This is a genomic window from Paenibacillus sp. FW104-T2, assembly GCF_058789975.1.
Map to the genome: position 1 here is coordinate 107023 of NZ_JBYTCE010000001.1, position 19127 is coordinate 126149.

General features: G+C 46.9%; 20 protein-coding genes. 14 read left to right on the top strand and 6 right to left on the bottom strand.

Annotated elements, in window-relative coordinates:
* The first annotated feature begins 170 nt into the window (after positions 1-170).
* Positions 171-1676 carry a malate:quinone oxidoreductase gene (locus AC3WQ3_RS00470; RefSeq protein WP_492471120.1) on the top strand — a complete coding sequence of 502 codons (1506 nt, stop codon included), beginning with the start codon at positions 171-173 and terminating at the stop codon, positions 1674-1676.
* Between the two features lie 148 nt (positions 1677-1824).
* On the opposite strand, the gene AC3WQ3_RS00475 is transcribed toward AC3WQ3_RS00470, so the two are convergent.
* Positions 1825-2898, bottom strand: coding sequence for a hypothetical protein (locus AC3WQ3_RS00475; protein ID WP_492471121.1), 1074 nt, complete (start codon positions 2896-2898; stop codon positions 1825-1827).
* A gap of 396 nt (positions 2899-3294) precedes the next feature.
* On the opposite strand from AC3WQ3_RS00475, the gene AC3WQ3_RS00480 reads away from it, so the two are divergent.
* The gene (locus tag AC3WQ3_RS00480; RefSeq protein ID WP_492471123.1) at positions 3295-5394 is read left to right on the top strand and encodes a TerD family protein; all 2100 of its coding nucleotides are present in this window, start codon (positions 3295-3297) and stop codon (positions 5392-5394) included.
* Between the two features lie 100 nt (positions 5395-5494).
* On the opposite strand, the gene AC3WQ3_RS00485 is transcribed toward AC3WQ3_RS00480, so the two are convergent.
* Together AC3WQ3_RS00485 and AC3WQ3_RS00490 are read right to left on the bottom strand one after the other, a co-directional pair.
* Positions 5495-6226 carry a glycosyltransferase family 2 protein gene (locus AC3WQ3_RS00485; RefSeq protein ID WP_492471124.1) on the bottom strand — a complete coding sequence of 244 codons (732 nt, stop codon included), beginning with the start codon at positions 6224-6226 and terminating at the stop codon, positions 5495-5497.
* Entirely contained in the window at positions 6226-6963 is a 738-nt protein-coding gene (locus AC3WQ3_RS00490) for a glycosyltransferase family 2 protein (protein ID WP_492471125.1), read from the bottom strand. Before AC3WQ3_RS00490 ends, AC3WQ3_RS00485 begins: the two co-directional genes overlap by 1 nt.
* 105 nt (positions 6964-7068) lie before the next feature.
* Between AC3WQ3_RS00490 and AC3WQ3_RS00495 the strand changes: the two genes are divergently transcribed.
* The 7 genes from AC3WQ3_RS00495 (at position 7069) to AC3WQ3_RS00525 (ending at position 11715) form a co-directional block, all read left to right on the top strand.
* A complete protein-coding gene (locus AC3WQ3_RS00495) occupies positions 7069-7206 on the top strand; it encodes a hypothetical protein (RefSeq protein ID WP_336782565.1) in 138 nt (45 codons plus the stop codon).
* Positions 7181-8053, top strand: a complete 873-nt coding sequence (locus tag AC3WQ3_RS00500; RefSeq protein ID WP_492471126.1) for an AraC family transcriptional regulator — start codon at positions 7181-7183, stop codon at positions 8051-8053. Before AC3WQ3_RS00495 ends, AC3WQ3_RS00500 begins: the two co-directional genes overlap by 26 nt.
* Positions 8054-8276: 223 nt before the next feature.
* Positions 8277-9233 (top strand): SMI1/KNR4 family protein, encoded by a 957-nt coding sequence (locus tag AC3WQ3_RS00505; protein ID WP_336782563.1) that lies wholly within the window; start codon positions 8277-8279, stop codon positions 9231-9233.
* Positions 9234-9477: 244 nt separating this feature from the next.
* Positions 9478-10212, top strand: coding sequence for an SDR family NAD(P)-dependent oxidoreductase (locus AC3WQ3_RS00510; RefSeq protein WP_492471127.1), 735 nt, complete (start codon positions 9478-9480; stop codon positions 10210-10212).
* Positions 10213-10275: 63 nt separating this feature from the next.
* On the top strand, positions 10276-10689 hold the full coding sequence (locus AC3WQ3_RS00515) for a MarR family winged helix-turn-helix transcriptional regulator (protein WP_492471128.1): 414 nt from the start codon (positions 10276-10278) through the stop codon (positions 10687-10689).
* Positions 10690-10797: 108 nt separating this feature from the next.
* Positions 10798-11208 (top strand): flagellar basal body rod protein FlgB, encoded by a 411-nt coding sequence (gene flgB, locus AC3WQ3_RS00520; RefSeq protein WP_095360296.1) that lies wholly within the window; start codon positions 10798-10800, stop codon positions 11206-11208.
* Positions 11209-11343: 135 nt separating this feature from the next.
* Positions 11344-11715: a winged helix-turn-helix transcriptional regulator gene (locus AC3WQ3_RS00525; protein WP_183523119.1), complete on the top strand. Its 372-nt coding sequence runs from the start codon at positions 11344-11346 to the stop codon at positions 11713-11715.
* A 60-nt stretch (positions 11716-11775) separates the two neighbouring features.
* Here the strand turns inward: AC3WQ3_RS00525 and AC3WQ3_RS00530 are convergent, their stop codons facing one another.
* Entirely contained in the window at positions 11776-12846 is a 1071-nt protein-coding gene (locus AC3WQ3_RS00530; protein WP_492471129.1) for an SDR family oxidoreductase, read from the bottom strand.
* A gap of 266 nt (positions 12847-13112) precedes the next feature.
* Between AC3WQ3_RS00530 and AC3WQ3_RS00535 the strand changes: the two genes are divergently transcribed.
* Positions 13113-14426: an ATP-binding protein gene (locus AC3WQ3_RS00535; protein ID WP_492471131.1), complete on the top strand. Its 1314-nt coding sequence runs from the start codon at positions 13113-13115 to the stop codon at positions 14424-14426.
* A 94-nt stretch (positions 14427-14520) separates the two neighbouring features.
* On the opposite strand, the gene AC3WQ3_RS00540 is transcribed toward AC3WQ3_RS00535, so the two are convergent.
* A complete protein-coding gene (locus AC3WQ3_RS00540; protein WP_492471132.1) occupies positions 14521-15138 on the bottom strand; it encodes an NUDIX hydrolase in 618 nt (205 codons plus the stop codon).
* A 218-nt stretch (positions 15139-15356) separates the two neighbouring features.
* Between AC3WQ3_RS00540 and AC3WQ3_RS00545 the strand changes: the two genes are divergently transcribed.
* Genes AC3WQ3_RS00545 through AC3WQ3_RS00555 form a run of 3 tightly spaced genes read left to right on the top strand, consistent with a single transcriptional unit; the run spans position 15357 to position 17407 of the window.
* The gene (locus AC3WQ3_RS00545) at positions 15357-15725 is read left to right on the top strand and encodes a DUF4180 domain-containing protein (protein WP_492471133.1); all 369 of its coding nucleotides are present in this window, start codon (positions 15357-15359) and stop codon (positions 15723-15725) included.
* A 21-nt stretch (positions 15726-15746) separates the two neighbouring features.
* Complete coding sequence (locus AC3WQ3_RS00550) at positions 15747-16229, top strand: SRPBCC family protein (RefSeq protein ID WP_492471134.1); 483 nt, start codon at positions 15747-15749, stop codon at positions 16227-16229.
* A 50-nt stretch (positions 16230-16279) separates the two neighbouring features.
* The gene (locus AC3WQ3_RS00555) at positions 16280-17407 is read left to right on the top strand and encodes an SGNH/GDSL hydrolase family protein (RefSeq protein WP_419720045.1); all 1128 of its coding nucleotides are present in this window, start codon (positions 16280-16282) and stop codon (positions 17405-17407) included.
* Between the two features lie 94 nt (positions 17408-17501).
* Here AC3WQ3_RS00555 and AC3WQ3_RS00560 read toward each other — a convergent pair whose 3' ends face one another.
* Positions 17502-18029: a dihydrofolate reductase family protein gene (locus AC3WQ3_RS00560; protein ID WP_336782550.1), complete on the bottom strand. Its 528-nt coding sequence runs from the start codon at positions 18027-18029 to the stop codon at positions 17502-17504.
* Between the two features lie 76 nt (positions 18030-18105).
* On the opposite strand from AC3WQ3_RS00560, the gene AC3WQ3_RS00565 reads away from it, so the two are divergent.
* A complete protein-coding gene (locus AC3WQ3_RS00565) occupies positions 18106-19008 on the top strand; it encodes a helix-turn-helix transcriptional regulator (protein ID WP_492471135.1) in 903 nt (300 codons plus the stop codon).
* The last annotated feature ends 119 nt before the right edge of the window (positions 19009-19127 follow it).

Here is a 19127-nt window from a genome sequence, read left to right on the forward strand (position 1 = left end):
AGTAACTTAAAATTGCATATTTCAATCTAACCGTAATATTGATACACTATGACCAAGGTTTAATTTCGTTCAGAAGAGGTTTGGGCCAGTTCGAGAACGGGCTCGCTGCAAATGCCAAATCGATAACGCTTACATCCTTTTGGCAAATATAGGATATAAGGACGGTAGACATGAGCCAGGGACAAACGAGTACAGATGTTATCTTGATTGGTGCCGGAATTATGAGTGCAACATTGGGAACCTTGCTGAAGGAATTGGCACCAGATTGGAATATTAAGGTTTATGAGAAGCTCGCCAGTGCAGGAGAGGAAAGCTCCAACGAATGGAACAATGCCGGAACCGGCCACTCTGCACTTTGCGAATTGAACTATACCGTTGAACGACCGGACGGAACCGTAGATATCAGCAAAGCCATTAAGGTGAATGAGCATTTTCAAGTCTCCAGACAATTTTGGTCCTATCTCGTTAATAGCAATCTGATTCGTAATCCGCGGGACTTCATTATGCCGCTTCCCCATTTGAGTTATGTGCATGGAGAGAGCAATGTCCTGTTTTTGAAAAGACGTTTTGAAGCCTTATCGAACCACCCTTTATTTGAAGGTATGGAATTCTCGGACGACCCGGCAAAATTGCGGAAATGGATTCCTCTGATGATGAAAGGCCGCAAGGGGAAAGAACCGATCGCAGCTACCAAAATCGACTCCGGTACGGATGTTAACTTTGGTGCTTTAACGCGCATGCTGCTCGATAACCTGAAGAATCAAAACGTGGATATCCACTACCAACATAGTGTGAAAAATATTAAACGCAAGCAAGACGGAGCTTGGGAATTAACGGTGAAGAATCTGAGCAACGGTGCAGTAGAGCGCCATACAGCCAAGTTTGTCTTTATCGGTGCGGGTGGCGGAAGCCTGCATTTGCTGCAAAAAACCGGTATTCCGGAAGGTAAACATATCGGCGGATTCCCGGTCAGTGGACTTTTCATGGTGTGCAAAAATCAGGAGGTTGTGGAGCAGCATCATGCCAAGGTGTATGGTAAAGCTTCGGTGGGCGCTCCGCCGATGTCTGTTCCGCATCTGGATACCCGCTATATTGATAATCAGAAGTCGCTGCTGTTTGGCCCATTTGCCGGATTCTCACCCAAATTCCTGAAGACCGGTTCGAATACCGATCTCATCACGTCGGTCAAAACACATAACCTCTTGACCATGCTTGCTGCAGGGGTCAAAGAGATCTCACTGACCAAATATCTGATTCAACAGCTGATGTTGTCCAAAGAGCAGCGTATGCAGGAACTGCGTGATTTTGTTCCAAGTGCCAAAAGCGAAGATTGGGATATGGTTCTGGCAGGTCAGCGCGTGCAGGTCATTAAGGATACGGTGCAGGGCGGCAAAGGCACACTTCAGTTTGGTACAGAGGTCGTTACTGCTGCCGATGGCTCAATAGCGGCATTACTCGGCGCTTCGCCAGGGGCTTCCACTGCGGTGCAAGTCATGCTGGAGATTTTGCAGCGATGCTTCCCGCAGCATATGGATTCATGGGAGCCGAAGATTAAGGAAATGATCCCTTCCTACGGAGAGTCCCTGGTGGAGAATCCGGATCTTCTTCGTAAAGTTCACACGACGACAGCTAAGGCACTTGGGCTGACAGTTGAGAAGAAGGTTGCTTCGGTGTAAAGAGGCATCAGAGATAGAACGTATTGCATATTTACTGTAATTAATACAATGGACAAGAATAAAGTGTAAAAAGCCTTTGCTGACATTAACGTCGGCGAAGGCTTTTTGACGTACTATTCTGGATTAGTGCGCGGCTCTCCCTCCGGAGCTACAGATAGATTCGTTTTGCTTCGTCCTCAAAGAACTGAGTAACATTCGGGTACGCGGTTATATCGATGCGCTTCTGTCGCATTATTCGCTCCATGAAGATTGTGTCCATAAAGATTTTATTGATAATCGTTCTGACCCACACAGGGGTGTCTTCGAAATATTCCACCAATCCATGAATCTCATCAAACCTGAAAAACAAAATATACGAAGCATAGTTCTGAAGCAGCGACGTGAAACAGTGGTCCCGATAGGGAGTGGAACGGGCTTCCGTCAGGAAGTTTTTTATGATCTCAAACAGCGTGCTTTTATTTTCGTCATGCATTTGCAGCATTTGATCCACGTTATTAATAAGCTGTAGTACCGCTTCTAACCCTTCCTCGGAAGGCATGCTGAGCTTGACTGTCTTACCCTCAATCGATCGCAACAACTCCAGTGTAAGATGTTTGCAGGTCTGGATGTCGTATGGAGCAATGGCGATTTGCTCGCTGTACTCATTAATATTTGTACTATAGTGATCATGAAATGCCGTAAAATAATATTCCAATGAAATATCGGTTTTGGTATGCACCAAGTTCTGGCCTTCAAATGAACACGCGTAGAGCGTTTCTTCGTTAACTGGATGTGCATAGAGATAGAAAAAGAAGAAAAAGTCTCTTAGCTGGTGCTTCTGCTCCTCGTTTAAACGAGTGATCTCACTCAAGTGAGACAGCTGAAAGAAGCTGTAGCTCTTCATCCATTCATTCATGGCACTGTATGCATTATACGAATGGATCGACAGTGTGGTGTTTATGGTGAACAGAAGATGATACAGGACCTGTTCATCATATATATCCATCTGTTGAAAAACATCTGCGAGAACAGGCTGCCAGTTTGGCTCGGATACATAATGGGGATCCCTTGGTTGCAAGTCATACATCCAATTCGTAAAGGTCACCTCAGGGTGATTCGGTAGAAACAGATCAGCACTGTCATCTTCATACAGGCCATATTCGAACGAATTCGTCCGTACAGGCGGTAATCCGCGTTTGAATTTGATATTCAGATACTCGTTATATATCGATTGAAGCTCCATCTATCCCAACCTCGATTCATGCGTAGTTCTATTCTAAGTCTTACATAGTGGTATTCGACGCCAATGGGGTTGTTCCTATTCGGCCTTCCATCAAGCGAGCTGTATGGATTACGGGTGATATTGGAAAACGATTGATGCAGTCGTAATACTTTCACCCTGTTGGGAGATCGTGGAATCTGAGATGATGGGTCTACCAAAGGTTCGGGTCACGAACTTCGGACCTCTGGCCTTCAGGCTATTGCGATCCTTCCTTCTAACTCAATTGGATGAATAGGGTCGCAGCTCTCCTGAAGGATTTCTATTCAGGAGAGGAGGCGTCCAGGCTATTATATTCCTTCCTTCTCAAGCTAACCTTCCACGTTATATAGGGATATAGCTTTCCTGGACTCTTTTATCATGAACCATAACACCATTTATTTAAGACGAGCAAACAAACTGATTATTGAACATCAAGGGGAGAAACAACTGCCCAAGTCTTACCTGGCTACAGCCCTTAAAAATATTGAAACGCTAGGATACACGTTCTCCGATGAACTGATGCAAGCCGTACGAAGATTATCCAAGGAACAGTTTGAAGCCTTCGTTGTTCAGTTGGTAGCGGATTTGAGAGAGATGGTCGGGGCACATGTGAAGTACAAACCGATGTATCCGGGATTTCCCATGCAGGTCATGCAGGAAGATGAAGCGGAGCTGTATCTCAATGCCATCATTCACTACCTAACCCTTGTATATCCTGATCGTGAACCGGTTGATAGACAGCCTTTGTCTGACAAGACAGATCTGAAAGTGATCCACTTGGGAAGTGAGGAAGGGTTCAGAACACTCATCCACCAGCTGATTGAAGCAAAGGGTTCCATTTCGGAGACGGACAAGAATGACATCGATACAGTACTGGAACATGCGGAACCGGATGAGGTAGATGCGATATTGCCTGCTGAAATTCCGTTCAAGGAGAATGTTGGCTTCGTGGTGGCTTCGCTGTTGAAACATGAAAAGGCGAGGTTGGAACGAATCGGCCCGTACTTCAAAACAGCCACGGACGTCCTGCGTCTGGCTGCTGCCTGGTCGAACGGCGATGTCAGTCTGGCTGCGCCTGCACGCTTCCGCAAATTCAAACGTCGTGAGAGACGTCTATTGCTGGGTCTACTGGAGCAATGCGGACAGATCACCGAGGACATGCTCCGGTATAAGGATCGCTGGGTTCGTCTGGGGGAGATTCTGCACCCTTCCGAATATAAGCTTCGGTATCCTCGCTGCGAGGAAGCCTTTGATATTCTGCGCAATAACAAGTCGTTTGCCACCTTTAACGGAAGCGTGGAGCTTGCGTTCCAGTATCGCAACACCTGGAGCCTGATCGATCTGCTGTCGCAGCGTCCGGGTGAATTTGCCAGAAGACTGGACCATGTACTGCGAATCACCGAGGATGAGGCCTATGTATTGTTGGCATTTAGTGAGGTAACTGCACAGGTATCGACGCCGGTGCTGCTGCAGGTGAGACAGCATTTTGCCCAGCGTAATGAACCACAGGATATTCGTGTCTTTTTCCCAAAAGGCAACGTGGCAAAGGCGTTTGGCATTCCGAATCAGCTGTCAGAGCTGGATGAGGCGACATGCCGGGAAGTTGTGCAATTGTGCGAGCAGGCTCTGGTCGAACGGTTCGCAGCTCTTCCACCGCTGGGTAAGACGTATATCGATGAACAGCTCCATGACTATCTTGTGCCTTTTTCCCAACGTTCCGCGAGCAAGGCCCTGCGTACCCTCGTGAGAGGGAGCCGGGTACCCATGGGCGAAGGAGATACGATTCGTTTCTTCAACTGGTGGAAGGAAGGCATGGTCAACGGGCAGGACACAGGACGCGTCGATATTGACCTGTCTGCGGTGATGTATGACGAGAACTGGAATTATGTTGAGCACATCTCCTATACGAATCTGCGTTCCACCAAGTACAAGGCTGTTCACAGCGGAGATATCGTATCGGCTCCGCAGGGGGCATGCGAGTTCATTGACCTGCATATTCCGTCGATCGTTAATTATGGCGGCCGATATGTTGTTGCATCATTGCTGTCGTTCACGAGTCATCCATATTGCGATCTTCCGGAATGCTTCGCGGGGTGGATGATGCGCAAGAAGCCAGGATCGGGTGAGATTTTTGAACCGTCTACGGTGGCTAACAAAATTGATATTACAGCCGATACACAGATTACAATTCCTGTCATACTTGATCTCGTAGATCGCATCGTCATTTGGACCGATCTTGCCCTAACCAGCCATCCACACTACTACAACAATGTAGAGGGCAATGAAAAGGGAATGGTCTTGATGGGCAAAGCCATGACCGGGTTGCGCAAGCCAGATCTATACGACCTGTTCATGCTGCATGCAAAGGCCCGAGGTGAACTTGTGGATACGCGGGATGAGGCGGACACAGTCTATTCGGTGGAGCAAGGGGTTACGCCCTTCGATATCGAGCAGATTATGGCGGAGTACCTGGCTTGATAAGATAGAAAAACCTACAGATATACATTGAAGAAGAGCAGCTGATCGCTGCTCTTTTTGCTGTGTTATTTCATTTTAAATTCACAGAGATCAGGTGAAACTATTTGTTAGATAAGTGAGCACGTACGAATCTTCTTGGATTCTTCACTTTCAGCACCTTCACATTTTTCGTCAAAAGATCTCTATCACTCACAATCCATGTGTGATCTGCGGAGTTCCTTCTACGGATCGCAAGGAAGTTTGACGGACTCCCTGCGTAAATCCTGTAGCCTTTTGCCAAGCTGTCCGAACAGAATGCTACGCATTCTCCTCGATTTTTATCACGAAATCCAACCTCAGTGGCCACCTGTCGTTTAACAAGAAGGGTTGCGCCCTGGATCAGGGGGACATACTGGTTCGCCTTCGTAGGATAACGGAGCAGAAGGAGCTTTTTGCTGTTTAGGTACATATAGTGGGCTCGTTTGCCTACAATATCTGCATTGGTTTTTACCAGGGTACGTACACTATCCCTTAGATAGCTCGGTGCATAATAATCGTCGTCATCGAATTTGGCAATGAGGGTATATCTGGCCAGTGCAGTCCCGTGATTAAGGCAAAAGCCAAGGGATAGATTTTGTGGTAAGGAGATTACCCTTACGTTCTCATATGAGCTAGCGGCCTTCATATAGTTGCTCACCTTCAGCTTGTCATTGTTTAATATGACGATAAGCTCCTTATTCCTGTAGTTCTGCCTGTTGTAGTTGCGAAAAAGGTTGTCCATGCATTCGTGCCGGTTGGTACAAACAATGATGGAGACGGCATGTTGATTACGACTCTGAACCGGGGCGGCCATCAGAATTTGCCCCTTGGTTTTTTCTGTACAAATCGTTTGTAATGCTTCCTGGTTCGAATTTTTTTACTCTGTGAGATGAGTTCCTTATCGCTGATGATCCATGTATGATCGGATGAGTTTTTCCTGCGGATCGCAACAAAGTTATGTCTTCCTCCCGAATAAACCTTGTACCCCATTTGCTTGCTTCTAATGCAAAACAGATCATCCTCTCCGACGTTTCGATCCGGAAACTGAACATGACGGACTACATGCCTTTTAAAGACAAGAGTGGCGCCGGGGATCAGGGTCACCGGGCGGTGTTCATCCTGGGGAAAACGAAGGAGCAAGTTCCTGGATCCGCGCAAATACAGATAGTGGGCCCGCTTCCCAATGACATCGGCATCCGTTCTCTTGAAGGTTTGCAGGCTTTCCGTCAAATAATAGGGAGCATAATAATCGTCATCATCAAACTTGGCAATATGGCCATACTTTGTTTTCTTGATTGCGTAATTGAGACAAGCACCGAGAGAGGTCCGTTCCGGCAGACGAAAAACGTGTACGTTCCGGTGCTTTTTGGCTAAGCTTTGATAAGGGGCAAGAGGGATGTTATCGTTGTTGACGATAATGATCATTTCTTTCTTGAGATGCTTCTGGCGATTGTAATTCCTAAACAGGTTTTGAATATAGTTATGGCGCTTGGTGCAGGCAATAATGGACACGCCTTGCTTGTTTAGTGATGTTCCCGAACTGGCTCCCATTCAATCGCGCTCCTTATCCGTAAAATTCAAAACTATCTTTCTATAAAATATGTACATGACAAGTAAGAGGAACGGCATAGCTGTAAAATGGAGAATTCGCCGTCTATGCTGGACATCTGGCTGGTCATTAAATTGCTGCCTGCAGAATGGTGCAGGGAATGTCGGATGCCGGAAGAAACGCTTTGTTATGCTTGGATCAATGGGGGAGGGAATGATGATGAATACACTGGCACGGCTGAATGAGGGTTTGGCCTATATTGAGGAGAATTTGTCGGAGACAATTGATATGAAAGAGGTAGCGCGAATCGCGTGCTGTTCGGAATACCATTTTACACGTATGTTTTCCTTTCTTAGCGGCATTACCTTATCCGAGTACATCCGTCGCCGGCGCTTGACGATGGCAGCAATGGAGCTTAGCACCCATGACAGCAAAGTCATCGATGTTGCGCTCAAATATGGATATACCTCACCGGATTCCTTCGCCAGGGCTTTTCAGAGCATGCATGGGGTCACACCCTCCGAAGCGCGGAATCATGGTCCATCCCTCAAGGCCTTCCCCCGGATGACATTCCAATTGACCATTCAAGGAGGAAATGAAATGAACTATCGTATTGAAGAGAAAGAAGCCTTTCGAATTGTGGGGATTAGCAAAAGGGTACCGATTGTATTCAATGGGGTGAATCCGGATATTGCTGCGATGTATCAACTGCTCACCCCGGAATTGATCGAGACGATTAAAGGGCTATCCAATGTTCAGCCGCTGGGGATCATCAGTGCTTCGGCTCACTTCAGCGAAGGACGGATGGAGGAGAAGGGGGGACTGGATCATTATATCGGTGCTGCCACCACCCAAGTGGCCCCCGAGGGTCTGGCATGCCTGGAAGTACCCGCATCGACATGGGCTGTGTTTACGTCTATTGGTCCTTTTCCAGAGACGCTTCAGAACGTGTGGGGACGAATCTATTCCGAGTGGTTTCCTTCGTCAGATTATGAACTTAGCGAAGGACCGGAAATCCTGTGGAATGAGCACAAGGATGTCACTTTACCGGAATACAGAAGCGAGATATGGATCCCGATCCGTAAGCGATAATGCAATATTCGTTCATTCCATGATGAAGCAGGATCTTAGATGGGATGAACGGAACTGAATTTTCCAAGACATTGTAGGTGTCATCCAAGTCGTCTGAATAGACTTGAATGACACCTATTTCATTATAAAGTTCTAGGCATCTGCATTGCTGGAGAAAGTGATCTGATAAGTGGTATAATTTTTAGCAAGGTATGTAGAGCGAATGAACAGGGAGGCAAGCGGGATGAGAGACGAGCTACTGGAGCAGCTGGAAGAGTGGCATGAACAGGACGAATTCGAAGAGATTGTGGATGCGATTACAGCCATTGATGTGGAAGAGCGCGATTATGAGCTGATCGGTCATTTGGGTAGAGCGCTGAACAATCTGGAACGTTATGAAGAGGCAGTTGAACAATTCCTGACAGTTGCTGAAGAGGGCCAGGACGACCCCTTGTGGCATTATCGCATCGGACTGGCTTACTATTATCTGGAGCAGTATGAGAAGGCACGTGCTGCTTTTGAGAATGCAGACCGACTGGACCCGGGAGATGAAGATACACAGGAGTTTCTTGAATGGATTCGCAGTAAAACAGCTGAGAAGCCTGCTGAGGAGACAGCTCAGGAGAAGGTTTACTCCGTCCCGGCAATCTCAATGGAGCAATCAATTGTAAGTGATCCGGATTCCACGGATTTCTGGAACGACCACGCTGAAGCGTTGGAGAATTGGGTAATGCTATCACCCACGGATGAACAAGTTGAGGCTGTGGAAGAGCGGCTGGTTTTCAAATTGCCAAGAGCCTACGTTGACATGATGAAAATACATAATGGTGGGGTCCCTCGTTACCGGTATATCCCTGTTAGCGAGGCAGGATCCGCTGAGAAGAGGCTCATTGAAATCTCGGGAATGCTGGGCATTGGCCAAGAGAAGAAGCATTCACTGTGCGGTGAAGAAGGCAGCAGGTTTATCATTGAGCAAGGCGGCTATCCGGAAATCGGTGTGGTTCTATGTAAGTGTCCATCGGAGTCTGAGGTCATCATGCTGGATTACCGTGCTTCCGATAATGCGGGTGAGCCTGAGGTTGTCCATGTGGATAAGGAAAATAACTATAAGATCACATGGCTTGCGCCAGACTTTGATACCTTTGTTCGCAGTTTGGTCAATGAGGACAATCGCCGTCCGGACATCACCGATTCAATCTAAGTTCATTTCACCCAATACCCTATCTGCTCTTTCAGTGGAAGAACAGAATAGGGTATTTTTAGTTTTGACATCATCCAAAATAAGTTAATCCGGGTTTTGGCATTGCATATGGGATTGTCCGATGTTATTATTTAGACATCTAATGGTTTTATATCTAAATAATAATTTTTGAGGTACGTTGAGCTGCTGATTGCCGGATCTATTTACACAACAATTCATTAAATTAACGTGAGGAGCATATTCCATGGGAAAATTGGAAGGTAAAGTAGCTATTATTACAGGCGGAGCTTCAGGCATTGGTGAGTGTATGGTGGATCTTTTTGCACAGGAAGGTGCCATCGTGATTGCAGCAGATATTAATGAGGCGGCGCTGGAGACAGCTAGCCAGAAGCAGAATGTCTATGGAATGAAATTAAACGTGGCGTCAGACGAGAACTGGGAGGCACTGGCGAAGGTCGTCAACGATCGCTTTGGCAAAATAGACATCTTGGTCAACAATGCTGGTATCTCATCCGAAAAACCATTTGAGGAGATCAACGCACAGGACTGGGAGAAGATGCTTTCCATTAACGGATTTGGCCCGTTTGCGGGCATGAAGCATGTGACTCCATACATGGCCGCTCAGAAGAAAGGCTCTATCGTTAATATTTCATCGTATACTGCAATGATTGGGCAGGGCTTCAATCACTACTCGGCGTCGAAGGGCGCGGTACGTGCGTTGTCCAAAGCAGCGGCTACGACGTTCGGACGTCAGGGCATTCGTGTCAATGCTCTTTTCCCAGGGATTATTGAAACCCCTATGACCCAATCCCTGAGCACGTCCCAAGAACTGCTTGGTCGGCTGATTCAGGCAACGCCTCTACAGCGTCTGGGTCAAGCTATGGATATTGCCAAAGCGGCACTGTTCCTGGCTTCCGATGATTCCTCGTATATTACCGGCTCCGAGCTGGTTATTGATGGTGGATACTCCGCACAATAGTGTGTAGAATAATGACAGCTCTTAATTTTCATTAGGGGCTGTCTTTTTTATGAGGAGGCAGTTATGGAAGAGAAAACAATTTTTGAAATCATACACAATATGGATACCTTCACCAACAAGTTGATTATACAGTGGAACAAATCATTTAATGAGGACCTGGGCGTATCTCATGTTCTTGTGCTTTCCCATTTGAAGCAAAACGGAAAAAGTCGACCATCCGATATTGCGAAAATACTGGGGCTTACCCCGCCGACTCTCAGCTATTTATCGGACAAGCTCGTCGGAAAGAAACTGGCTGTCAGGGTCGTTGATGAATCCGATCGCCGCAATAGTTACCTGGATATCACCGAGGATGGCTCCGAAGTTCTTGGCAGAGCATCCATGGAGGGACAAAAGCTGCGCAGAGCGTTATTTGAAAAGTTAACAGCACAGGACCGGGAGAAGTTGGCGGAAATTTTTGTCAAGCTAAATCGCTAACGCTGTGTTGAGTTTTATATGTAAGAATTGAGTGAATGTTGACAGAGGGCAACTTTTTTTCTTATGATAATTGGGACTGCACCATTTTGCTCTGAAGGAGACTGAGCCGTGATTGAAACCAACACGTCAAGACGCAATGAATCTCTTTTGCAAGTGCTGAACGTGCAGCACAAGGTCACCACTGACAATATTGCCAATGCTGACACACCCAATTACAAAAAGAAATCGGTGGAGTTTGAAGAAGCACTGAGACGTATCGTGGAAAATGGTACAACCCGGGAGCTGGATATGCACCGGACACATCCGAAGCATCTGCCTGCCAAAGATCTCAATTCTTCTGTCGTTCCATACCGGATTGTGGAGAACAACGAAACAACGATGAACAACAACGGCAATAATGTGGACATTGATGCCGAAATGGCGAACCTGTCGGAGAACCAGCTCATGTATAACTATATGGTTGACCGGGTAAGCGGGCATTACAACAAAATGAAAAACATTCTGCAGAGCTTGAAATGAAGAATGTCCAGCGGCCCCGAGGGCTGCTTTTTTTTATTGGCTCATAACGATGCACCATGGTCTATAATTAAATTGCAACTTGGATTGTATTGTAGACTAGAAGGGAAAATGGGTGTAGAGGGAGGCAGGAGATAAGTGCAAGAACCGATAAAAGTATATAATACTGCAGTCGAAGCTTTACTTGAAGTGATCGGCGGCAAATGGAAGCCCGTTATTCTGTTCCATCTTACTTTTGGCAAAAAACGTAATGGCGAATTGATGAAGCTCATGCCTGCCATTGCTCAGAAAGTATTGACCCAGCAGCTCGGTGAACTGATGGAGGCGGGAATCATATCCCGTATTTCCCATCATCAAATTCCACCGAAGGTTGAATATGAGCTAACGGAATATGGGTGGACTCTTAAGGAGATTCTCCATTCGATGTGCAGATGGGGAGATACCCATGTTGAAAAAGTATACGGTAATCGAGCGAAAATTCTGTTTAAGCCTCCCACCTCGGATGGTTAGAAATAAAACAAGCGGATTCCCGAGGTTTGGGAATGCGCTTGTTATGCATTTAATATTCCGTTACGGAATGATCCTGCGCTCACGCAAATTCGCGAATATATCCATAAACATCGATTCGGTTTCGACAAAATCATGAAAGCCAAAGCGGCGGGCTTTGGAACCATCTGCGAAGAAATCATAATCCCACGAGAATACAAAGTCGCCGAAGGCCCAGGAAGAGACGTCATCATAGGAGGTTTCCATCAAGCCATATTTCTCAATCATGGATTTCCACAGACTTTCTTTGTCTGCCATCACCGTTGCGAGCGAGAGCGGCAGTGGAGGTGCCGTTTCCAGTTCAAAAAAGGCAGCGATTTTGGGCCAAAGTTCATTCCAGCGAAATAAATCGCCATTGGTAATATTAAACGCCTGATTGGCGCAGCGGGGGTCGGTTGCCGCCCAAACGGTAGCACGAGCCAGCAGGGCAGCATCGGTCATTTCGAGCAGGGAGTGGTAAGCGCCTGGCTTACCGGGGAAGCGAAGTGGCAGCCCAAGTTCCTTGGAGATGGACGCATATATCCCAATAACCATGGCGAGATTCATTGGATTGCCGAGAGCGAAACCACATACAACAGACGGACGCAGGGCCGACCAAGTCCAGCCGCTTCCGGGCTGCCTTTTCTCAAGAAACTGCTGCTGATCCACATTGAATTCAGGTGGCATATGGTGTGCATCCGTTTCCCGTGCAGGTGTTTTAAACGGACCCAGATGAGCACCGTATACCTTATAACCTTGCATTAGACTGATATGCTGGAGGTTGGGAGCGATAGGCTCGATGGCATTGACCACATTGACGAGCATTGCCAGGTTGGGTTGTACCAATTCGGACCATGTAGGGCGATCTTGATAAGCAGCATAAAAAATATGAGTGACCGTCGTCAATGGACTAAGTTTGGCCTGAGTATCGGCTTCATTCAATAAATCCACCGATATATAACGAACTCTCGGAGAGTTTTGCCCTCCGCGGCGTGATACCCCAATGACATTCCATTCCGGAAGTGTCGTCAGATAATCAATAAGATTACTTCCAATGACTCCGCCCGCACCAATAACGAGAGCAGTGTGGCGTGAAATAGGTTGATCGGGTTTCAATGGGCATACTCCTTTCTTTTCCTGTACATTATTGTGAGCCAGCAAAAGGAAGGTGTGAAGTACGCACCTCAAAGTCATATACGCACTTGAAAGTAATAATCAGCTGTTAGGCAGGTTCACGGGCTTTTGAAATGTAGTAAAAAGACTCGGATGTTGCTATGCTGCATCGCTAATTTTCTAAAGATGAATACGTATGATACTATATACAACATTAGAAGCCCGAACGGTATTTGCAAGCACTAATCGGAGGCATGTAGGAGAAAGATATGCGTAATTGGCTTAAAAATGAGAATGTACAAATGATAGTGATCGCCCTGGCTACAGCCATTGGTGCGCAATTTAAGATAAATCCTTTTCAGGAAGACTATTTTCGAATCGGCTTGGGCGTGAGTATCCTATTATTCCTGCTTATGATCATGCCGCATCTGTCTTACGTGAAAACGGGGATTCTGACGGGCATCGTGAGCTTTCTCGTGCAATCCGTTGATTTACTGTACGATGTAAATTCGATGTCGGTCCTGGAAAGTTTGCATGACAACATTGGAGCTGGCATCTATTATATCGCCTTCTCTTATGGTCTTAGCAAGTTCAAGAACAGGTTTCACGTGATCCAACCACTTCTCCTGGGTGGCTTAATTACATGTGTTGATTTTTCCTCCAATCTCATTGAGCTTTTCATTCGCGGTGTATTGAATGGGACCAGCATCTTCGATATGAGAGAATGGCTGTATCTGCTCGTTGTGGGTGGGCTAAGAAGTTATTTTATCATCGGTTTGTATAACAGTATCGCGGTAAGACAGATGAGGCTCATGCATGCGGAGCAGGAGAAGCGAATGGAGCAGATGCTCAATGTAAACTCAGGCCTCTACGGAGAGGTCTTTTATCTTAAAAAGGCCATGAAGACAATCGAAGGCATAACGGCGGATAGCTACAACCTCTATCGGGATCTTAGGGAACAGGACATGAATCAATACAGTCAGAGGACACTGGGGATTGCTCAGCAGATCCATGAGGTGAAGAAAGACTCGCAGCGCATTCTGGCCGGACTGCTGAAACTATATGACAGCGAGAAGGCAGTCAACATGAGCCTGTCGGAGGTTCTGAATTTCGCGGTGAAGGGCAATCTTAAATACGCTGAGATGCTGGATAAAAGAATACAAATTCAAATGGAGCAGCTGTATGATTGCGAATCGCCCTTTTACATTCCACTCTTAACGGTGATGAACAATCTGATCGCCAATGCTGTGGAAGTGATCGAGCTCGAAGGGACTGTTCGGATACAGGTATATGAACAGGATGAGGATGTACATTTTGCAGTAATCGATTCGGGCAAAGGTATACCTGAAGCCAAGCGAAATATTATCTTCGAACCTGGCTATACGACAAAATTCAATCAGGCAGGCAGTGCCGCAACAGGAATTGGTCTATCCCATGTTCGAGATATTGTCCAGTCTCTGGAAGGGCACATTACCGTCGTATCGGCCGAGCGAAACGGGAAGGGAGCAGCCTTTGTTGTGTCCATCCCCAAGAGGAACCTTATTAAAGGAGCGGAAGCGGAGAACACGTTCCACCCGGATTGAAAGTCATGACAAACACAAACACAAACACAAACACAAACATAGAGATAGCGACTTTAACCACAGAGGGAGAGTCGCTATATTTATGTGATGAATTTTAATCCAAAATAACGTCTTTGGTGGGATGATCCAAAAATTCAAACATGGTCTTCACCTGCTCTGCTGTATTTCTTTCAAGCGAAAGCTCAGGCAGATCATGCCTGTCGAAGAACTGGACTGCACTGGTTTCCACACCGGTTTCAGCTGTACCCCCTGTAATCTCACATTGAATAAACATCTTGTAGATATGATAAGGTTCGGGTGGATGGCCATGGAATTTCTTATCTAGTACAGCTAATAAGCGTAAGGGAACAACATCGAATCCGGACTCTTCCTTGATTTCCTTCACGGCAACCTCCGATGGAGAGAGGCCGATGTCGCTCCATCCACCGGGCAAGGCCCAGGCTCCATCGATTTTTTCCTGCACCAAAAGGATTTTGTTATCCTTGAAAACAACACCTCGAATATCGACTTTGGGCGTTGCATATCCAGTATCACTCGCGAAAGTGAGTGATATCTTCTCCTTGTTTACAGAAGTGTAGTTAGCCAAGATATCCACGCTAATCTTTCTCAATTCCTCGTAGCGTTCGATATCGTAGACATCTTTGCCATAAGTTAAACCGGTCTGAGCAATAGCCTGAATCTGTTTAGCCCAATCGAGCCACTTCATGTCCACTTAGCATCCCTCTTTCTTAGGCAAATCTCAAAATATATTTCCTTGTAGGAAATAAATCCATTGTAGCAGAGAAATTCCAGCGAGTGATTACAAATAAGAAGCAAACCCAGAATGTCGGAGGAGCGAAAATTTCCATTCTGATTGTGAAAAACACATTGCTTTTAGCGAAGGAAATGCGAGATAGTATAGGGAAATGAGATATGGAAGGAGCACGTGAAATGGATATTACGATCCATCAACAGGGTAACTCCAAGGTTGCTATTATTGAGAGTAACGACATCGTCATCAGCGAAGTGCAAGATGCTCTGGATCTGATGGCATCGGTAAATTATCTGAACGAGGCATACAAGCTGATCATCGACAAATCCAACATTACGGAAGAATTCTTCGATCTGAAGACGAAGCTGGCCGGTGAGATTCTGCAAAAGTACGTTAACTACCAGGTGAAGCTTGCCATCATTGGTGATTTTGACGGCTACAGCAGCAAAAGTCTGAAGGATTTCATTTATGAGTGCAATAATGGCAAGCATGTGTTCTTCGTAAAAACAAAAGAGGAAGCGCTTCATATTCTGCATGAATTGAGCTAATCAATTGGAGGAGGTCTACCCATGATAGCTGAGTTGAAATTGGTTTCGAATGACGTTGTGGCCCGTTTTGAGCGCTTGTGGCAGCATGATGTACGGAAGGTATGGTCCTTTTTAACGGAAAACGATAAGCTGCATGGATGGTTCCCCGAATTGCGAATTGAAGATCTGCGAGAGGGCGGGCTGATCAAGTTTGACATGGGCGATGGGACATTTGAAGAAATGAGAATCACACATTTGGAGCCTTACTCCGTTCTTGCATACACCTGGGGAGAAGATGAGGTGAGGTTCGAGCTGCAACCTGTACAGGAGGGCTGCCGTCTTGTTCTGACAGAGATCATTCATTCCATGACAAGCCATACACCAAGAGACCTTGCCGGATGGCATGTCTGTCTGGATGTGATAGGTGCGCTGCTGGACGACCGCACGCTGGAGTCACGCAAGGATGAGTGGAGATCATGGTACGAGAAGTACCAGGAGCATGTGGATCGTTTTCTAAAAGAATAGGATGATGAAACCCACTTACTCAAGTGGGTCAAAACAGGCGGGAGGAATACATGGTGAAAACGAATGACAAGTTACAGGTGCTTGCCCTGTCAGAGATACAGAACCTGAAGGTGCATGGCAGGACAACAGAGCAGCGGGCACCTCTGACGTTATTTTGGACAGGCAGCGCAATCGAACTTCAAGTCACAGGCTCTGAGCTGTGGGTGGAAGTGGAGTCGGACTACGATATCTATGAACCGTGGATCAGTATTCTGATCAATGGTGTTCCTGTAAGCAGGCAGATGGTCACTGCAGAACGGTATTGGATCTGTATCTTCCGGGGCATGAGCGAGGATACAGTAAAAAACGTAAAAGTCGTCAAGGACGTGCAAGCGATGAGTGCAGACCCGGGCTCCACATTGCAGCTTCATGCCTTGAAGTCGGATGGCACATTCCTGCCTGTGGAAGAGAAGCCGTACAAGATTGAATTTATTGGTGATAGCATAACATCTGGAGAAGGCGCGATAGGGGCCAGAGCGGAAGAAGACTGGATTCCAATGTGGTTCAGTGCGATACATAACTATACGTACATGACAGCAGAGGCAATGAACGCGGAATACAGGGTGATATCCCAGAGTGGTTGGGGTACACTCACAAGCTGGGACAACAACCCGAACAATAATATTCCCGATTATTATGAACAAGTCTGCGGCCTGCTCACGGGTGAGAAAAACCAGGCGCTCGGGGCCGGGGAGCTGCATGATTTTGAGTCCTGGCAGCCGGACGTGGTAGTGATCAATCTGGGAAGTAACGATGGAGGTGCTTTCCAGACAGCGGAATGGAGAGATCCGGTGTCCGGAAAGGTACATAAGCAGCGTTTAAACGAAGACGGAAGTTATCATGAAGAGGATTTGGCTGCTTTTGAGGTTGCGGTAGACCGATTCCTGGCCAAACTTCGACAGTACAATCCGAAGGCTCAGCTTGTTTGGGCCTATGGCATGCTTGGTTTTCCCATGATGCCTGCCATCTATCGTGCAGTGGATGGTTATATGAAGCGGACAGGCGACCGAAAGGTATCTGTTCTGCAGCTCCCGGATACAACGAAAGAGACCATGGGAGCGAGGGCGCATCCTGGCGAGTTGTCCCACCGGCTGGCAGCAGAGACGTTAAAAGGATACCTGCAAGGAATGTTGGCTTAACGCAGAATGTTGTATTAGCCCTGGCCTGGATAGAAACAAGGACCACACTTAACCCCTCGTGGGCAGCGTGGTCCTTTTCATATCCTGAGTTGGGTTATACCTGAACCTGATACCGGATGGAGATGATCTGACCGAGTGTCTGCGTCCCGATCATCTTCAGGTTGCTCGGTACCGTTCCCTCGGGAAATAGGGGAATGCCTTCCCCAAGAATTTTCGGAATGACGGCAACCTCAATTTCATCAAGCAGCTGTTTTTCCAACACAGCCTGAACCAGTTGACCACCCCCGACAATCCACAGATCGTCATCGGTAGCCTGTTTTAAATGAGGAATAAGGGTTTCTACAGGCTCGGTTGTAAATTGCACATGTGGTGCTGTTGGCTGCTCCGAACGGGAGAGTACATAGGTGGGCCGGTCTGCATAAGGAAAATCTTCGGATAGCTTAAGTACATCTTCGTACGTGGTTCGGCCCATGACTACCGTTCCAATCGTTTGATAAAATGCAGCATACCCGTTATCTCCACCGTCACCTTCCACGTCAAACAGCCAATCTACCGAACCGTCCTTTCTTGCAATATAACCATCCAGACTCATCGCAATGTACAGCACTACTTTATTGGACATGATTTTATCGCTCCCTTCTGTTACGTATGATACACTTAAACTATGACAAAAGTTGACGTAGTTAGGTGGTGAACCCATGAATGGCCGAAAGCTCGCCATTATGAGATTGATGGATTCCAGAAAGAAGTTCACAGCCCGTGAGTTGGCAGAACGATTCGGTGTATCCGTCCGTACCATTCAGCGCGATCTGAATGCGCTGCAGACACTCGGTTTTCCTTTGTATACGGAGGTCGGCGTGAATGGGGGTTACAAGGTTCTGCCTAATCGGATCCTGCCGCCACTGCAACTGACACAGCATGAGGCACTGGGCCTGTTTCTGATGATTGAATATTTGCAGCGGGTTCCTGATTTTCCGTATGGATCGATGCGAGAGCATTTGGCAGAGCAGTATTTCTCCAGCTTGCCGCAGGATGTACAGGATCTGATTGTACGAATGAGAGAACATGTGACGTTTGTACAGCATCCTGGCGAGCATTTAGAGATGCTGACGACAGAGATTTTGAATGCTGCCGTAGATAAAAGAGAGATTGAATTCACGTATCGTTCCCGGAATGGCAATAAACCAACAAGGGCTTATCCGATCGGCATCTATTATGACGGTGGATTTTGGTACATGCCCGCACGCCATAAGGAGCGGGTGCTGTTATATCGTGTGGACCGCATGCAGCTGCTGAGATTGCTTGATTCCACAGATGAGTCCATTCCCAGTTTGCAAGCATGGTTTAAGTCCAAAGACGAAAGGGAGGCAGTAGAAGTGGTGCTGCACTTCACCGAGTTTGGGTCCAGGCTCGCGCGTTCCGATGTGCTGTTCAATTCGATTCAAGGCAATGAATGGAGAGGGATGGTCCCTCTGGAGGAGTTCCCGTTCACCGCCCGGAAACTGCTTGCCTATGGCCCGGAAGTCAAGGTGGTCTCGCCAGCAACCTTGCAGCATGCCGTCCGGGAGATGCTGGAGAAGAGTTTGAGCCAGTATTCATGATGCTTGTTTAATAAGAGGATATTGCTGTGCTTTGATCGAATGGTTCATGTGAAGGGATCAAACTGCACCTATATATGGGTGCCGAATGGGGGGCTACCATGATTCAATTCATAAGAGGT

Excerpts from the sequence above, each read along its gene's own strand:
- AC3WQ3_RS00470 (WP_492471120.1), top strand. The coding sequence starts at position 171 with ATGAGCCAGGGACAAACGAGTACAGATGTTATCTTGATTGGTGCCGGA.
- AC3WQ3_RS00475 (WP_492471121.1), bottom strand. The coding sequence starts at position 2,898 with ATGGAGCTTCAATCGATATATAACGAGTATCTGAATATCAAATTCAAA.
- AC3WQ3_RS00480 (WP_492471123.1), top strand. The coding sequence starts at position 3,295 with ATGAACCATAACACCATTTATTTAAGACGAGCAAACAAACTGATTATT.
- AC3WQ3_RS00485 (WP_492471124.1), bottom strand. The coding sequence starts at position 6,226 with ATGGCCGCCCCGGTTCAGAGTCGTAATCAACATGCCGTCTCCATCATT.
- AC3WQ3_RS00490 (WP_492471125.1), bottom strand. The coding sequence starts at position 6,963 with ATGGGAGCCAGTTCGGGAACATCACTAAACAAGCAAGGCGTGTCCATT.
- AC3WQ3_RS00495 (WP_336782565.1), top strand. The coding sequence starts at position 7,069 with ATGCTGGACATCTGGCTGGTCATTAAATTGCTGCCTGCAGAATGGTGC.
- AC3WQ3_RS00500 (WP_492471126.1), top strand. The coding sequence starts at position 7,181 with ATGAATACACTGGCACGGCTGAATGAGGGTTTGGCCTATATTGAGGAG.
- AC3WQ3_RS00505 (WP_336782563.1), top strand. The coding sequence starts at position 8,277 with ATGAGAGACGAGCTACTGGAGCAGCTGGAAGAGTGGCATGAACAGGAC.
- AC3WQ3_RS00510 (WP_492471127.1), top strand. The coding sequence starts at position 9,478 with ATGGGAAAATTGGAAGGTAAAGTAGCTATTATTACAGGCGGAGCTTCA.
- AC3WQ3_RS00515 (WP_492471128.1), top strand. The coding sequence starts at position 10,276 with ATGGAAGAGAAAACAATTTTTGAAATCATACACAATATGGATACCTTC.
- AC3WQ3_RS00535 (WP_492471131.1), top strand. The coding sequence starts at position 13,113 with ATGCGTAATTGGCTTAAAAATGAGAATGTACAAATGATAGTGATCGCC.
- AC3WQ3_RS00545 (WP_492471133.1), top strand. The coding sequence starts at position 15,357 with ATGGATATTACGATCCATCAACAGGGTAACTCCAAGGTTGCTATTATT.
- AC3WQ3_RS00550 (WP_492471134.1), top strand. The coding sequence starts at position 15,747 with ATGATAGCTGAGTTGAAATTGGTTTCGAATGACGTTGTGGCCCGTTTT.
- AC3WQ3_RS00555 (WP_419720045.1), top strand. The coding sequence starts at position 16,280 with ATGGTGAAAACGAATGACAAGTTACAGGTGCTTGCCCTGTCAGAGATA.
- AC3WQ3_RS00560 (WP_336782550.1), bottom strand. The coding sequence starts at position 18,029 with ATGTCCAATAAAGTAGTGCTGTACATTGCGATGAGTCTGGATGGTTAT.
- AC3WQ3_RS00565 (WP_492471135.1), top strand. The coding sequence starts at position 18,106 with ATGAATGGCCGAAAGCTCGCCATTATGAGATTGATGGATTCCAGAAAG.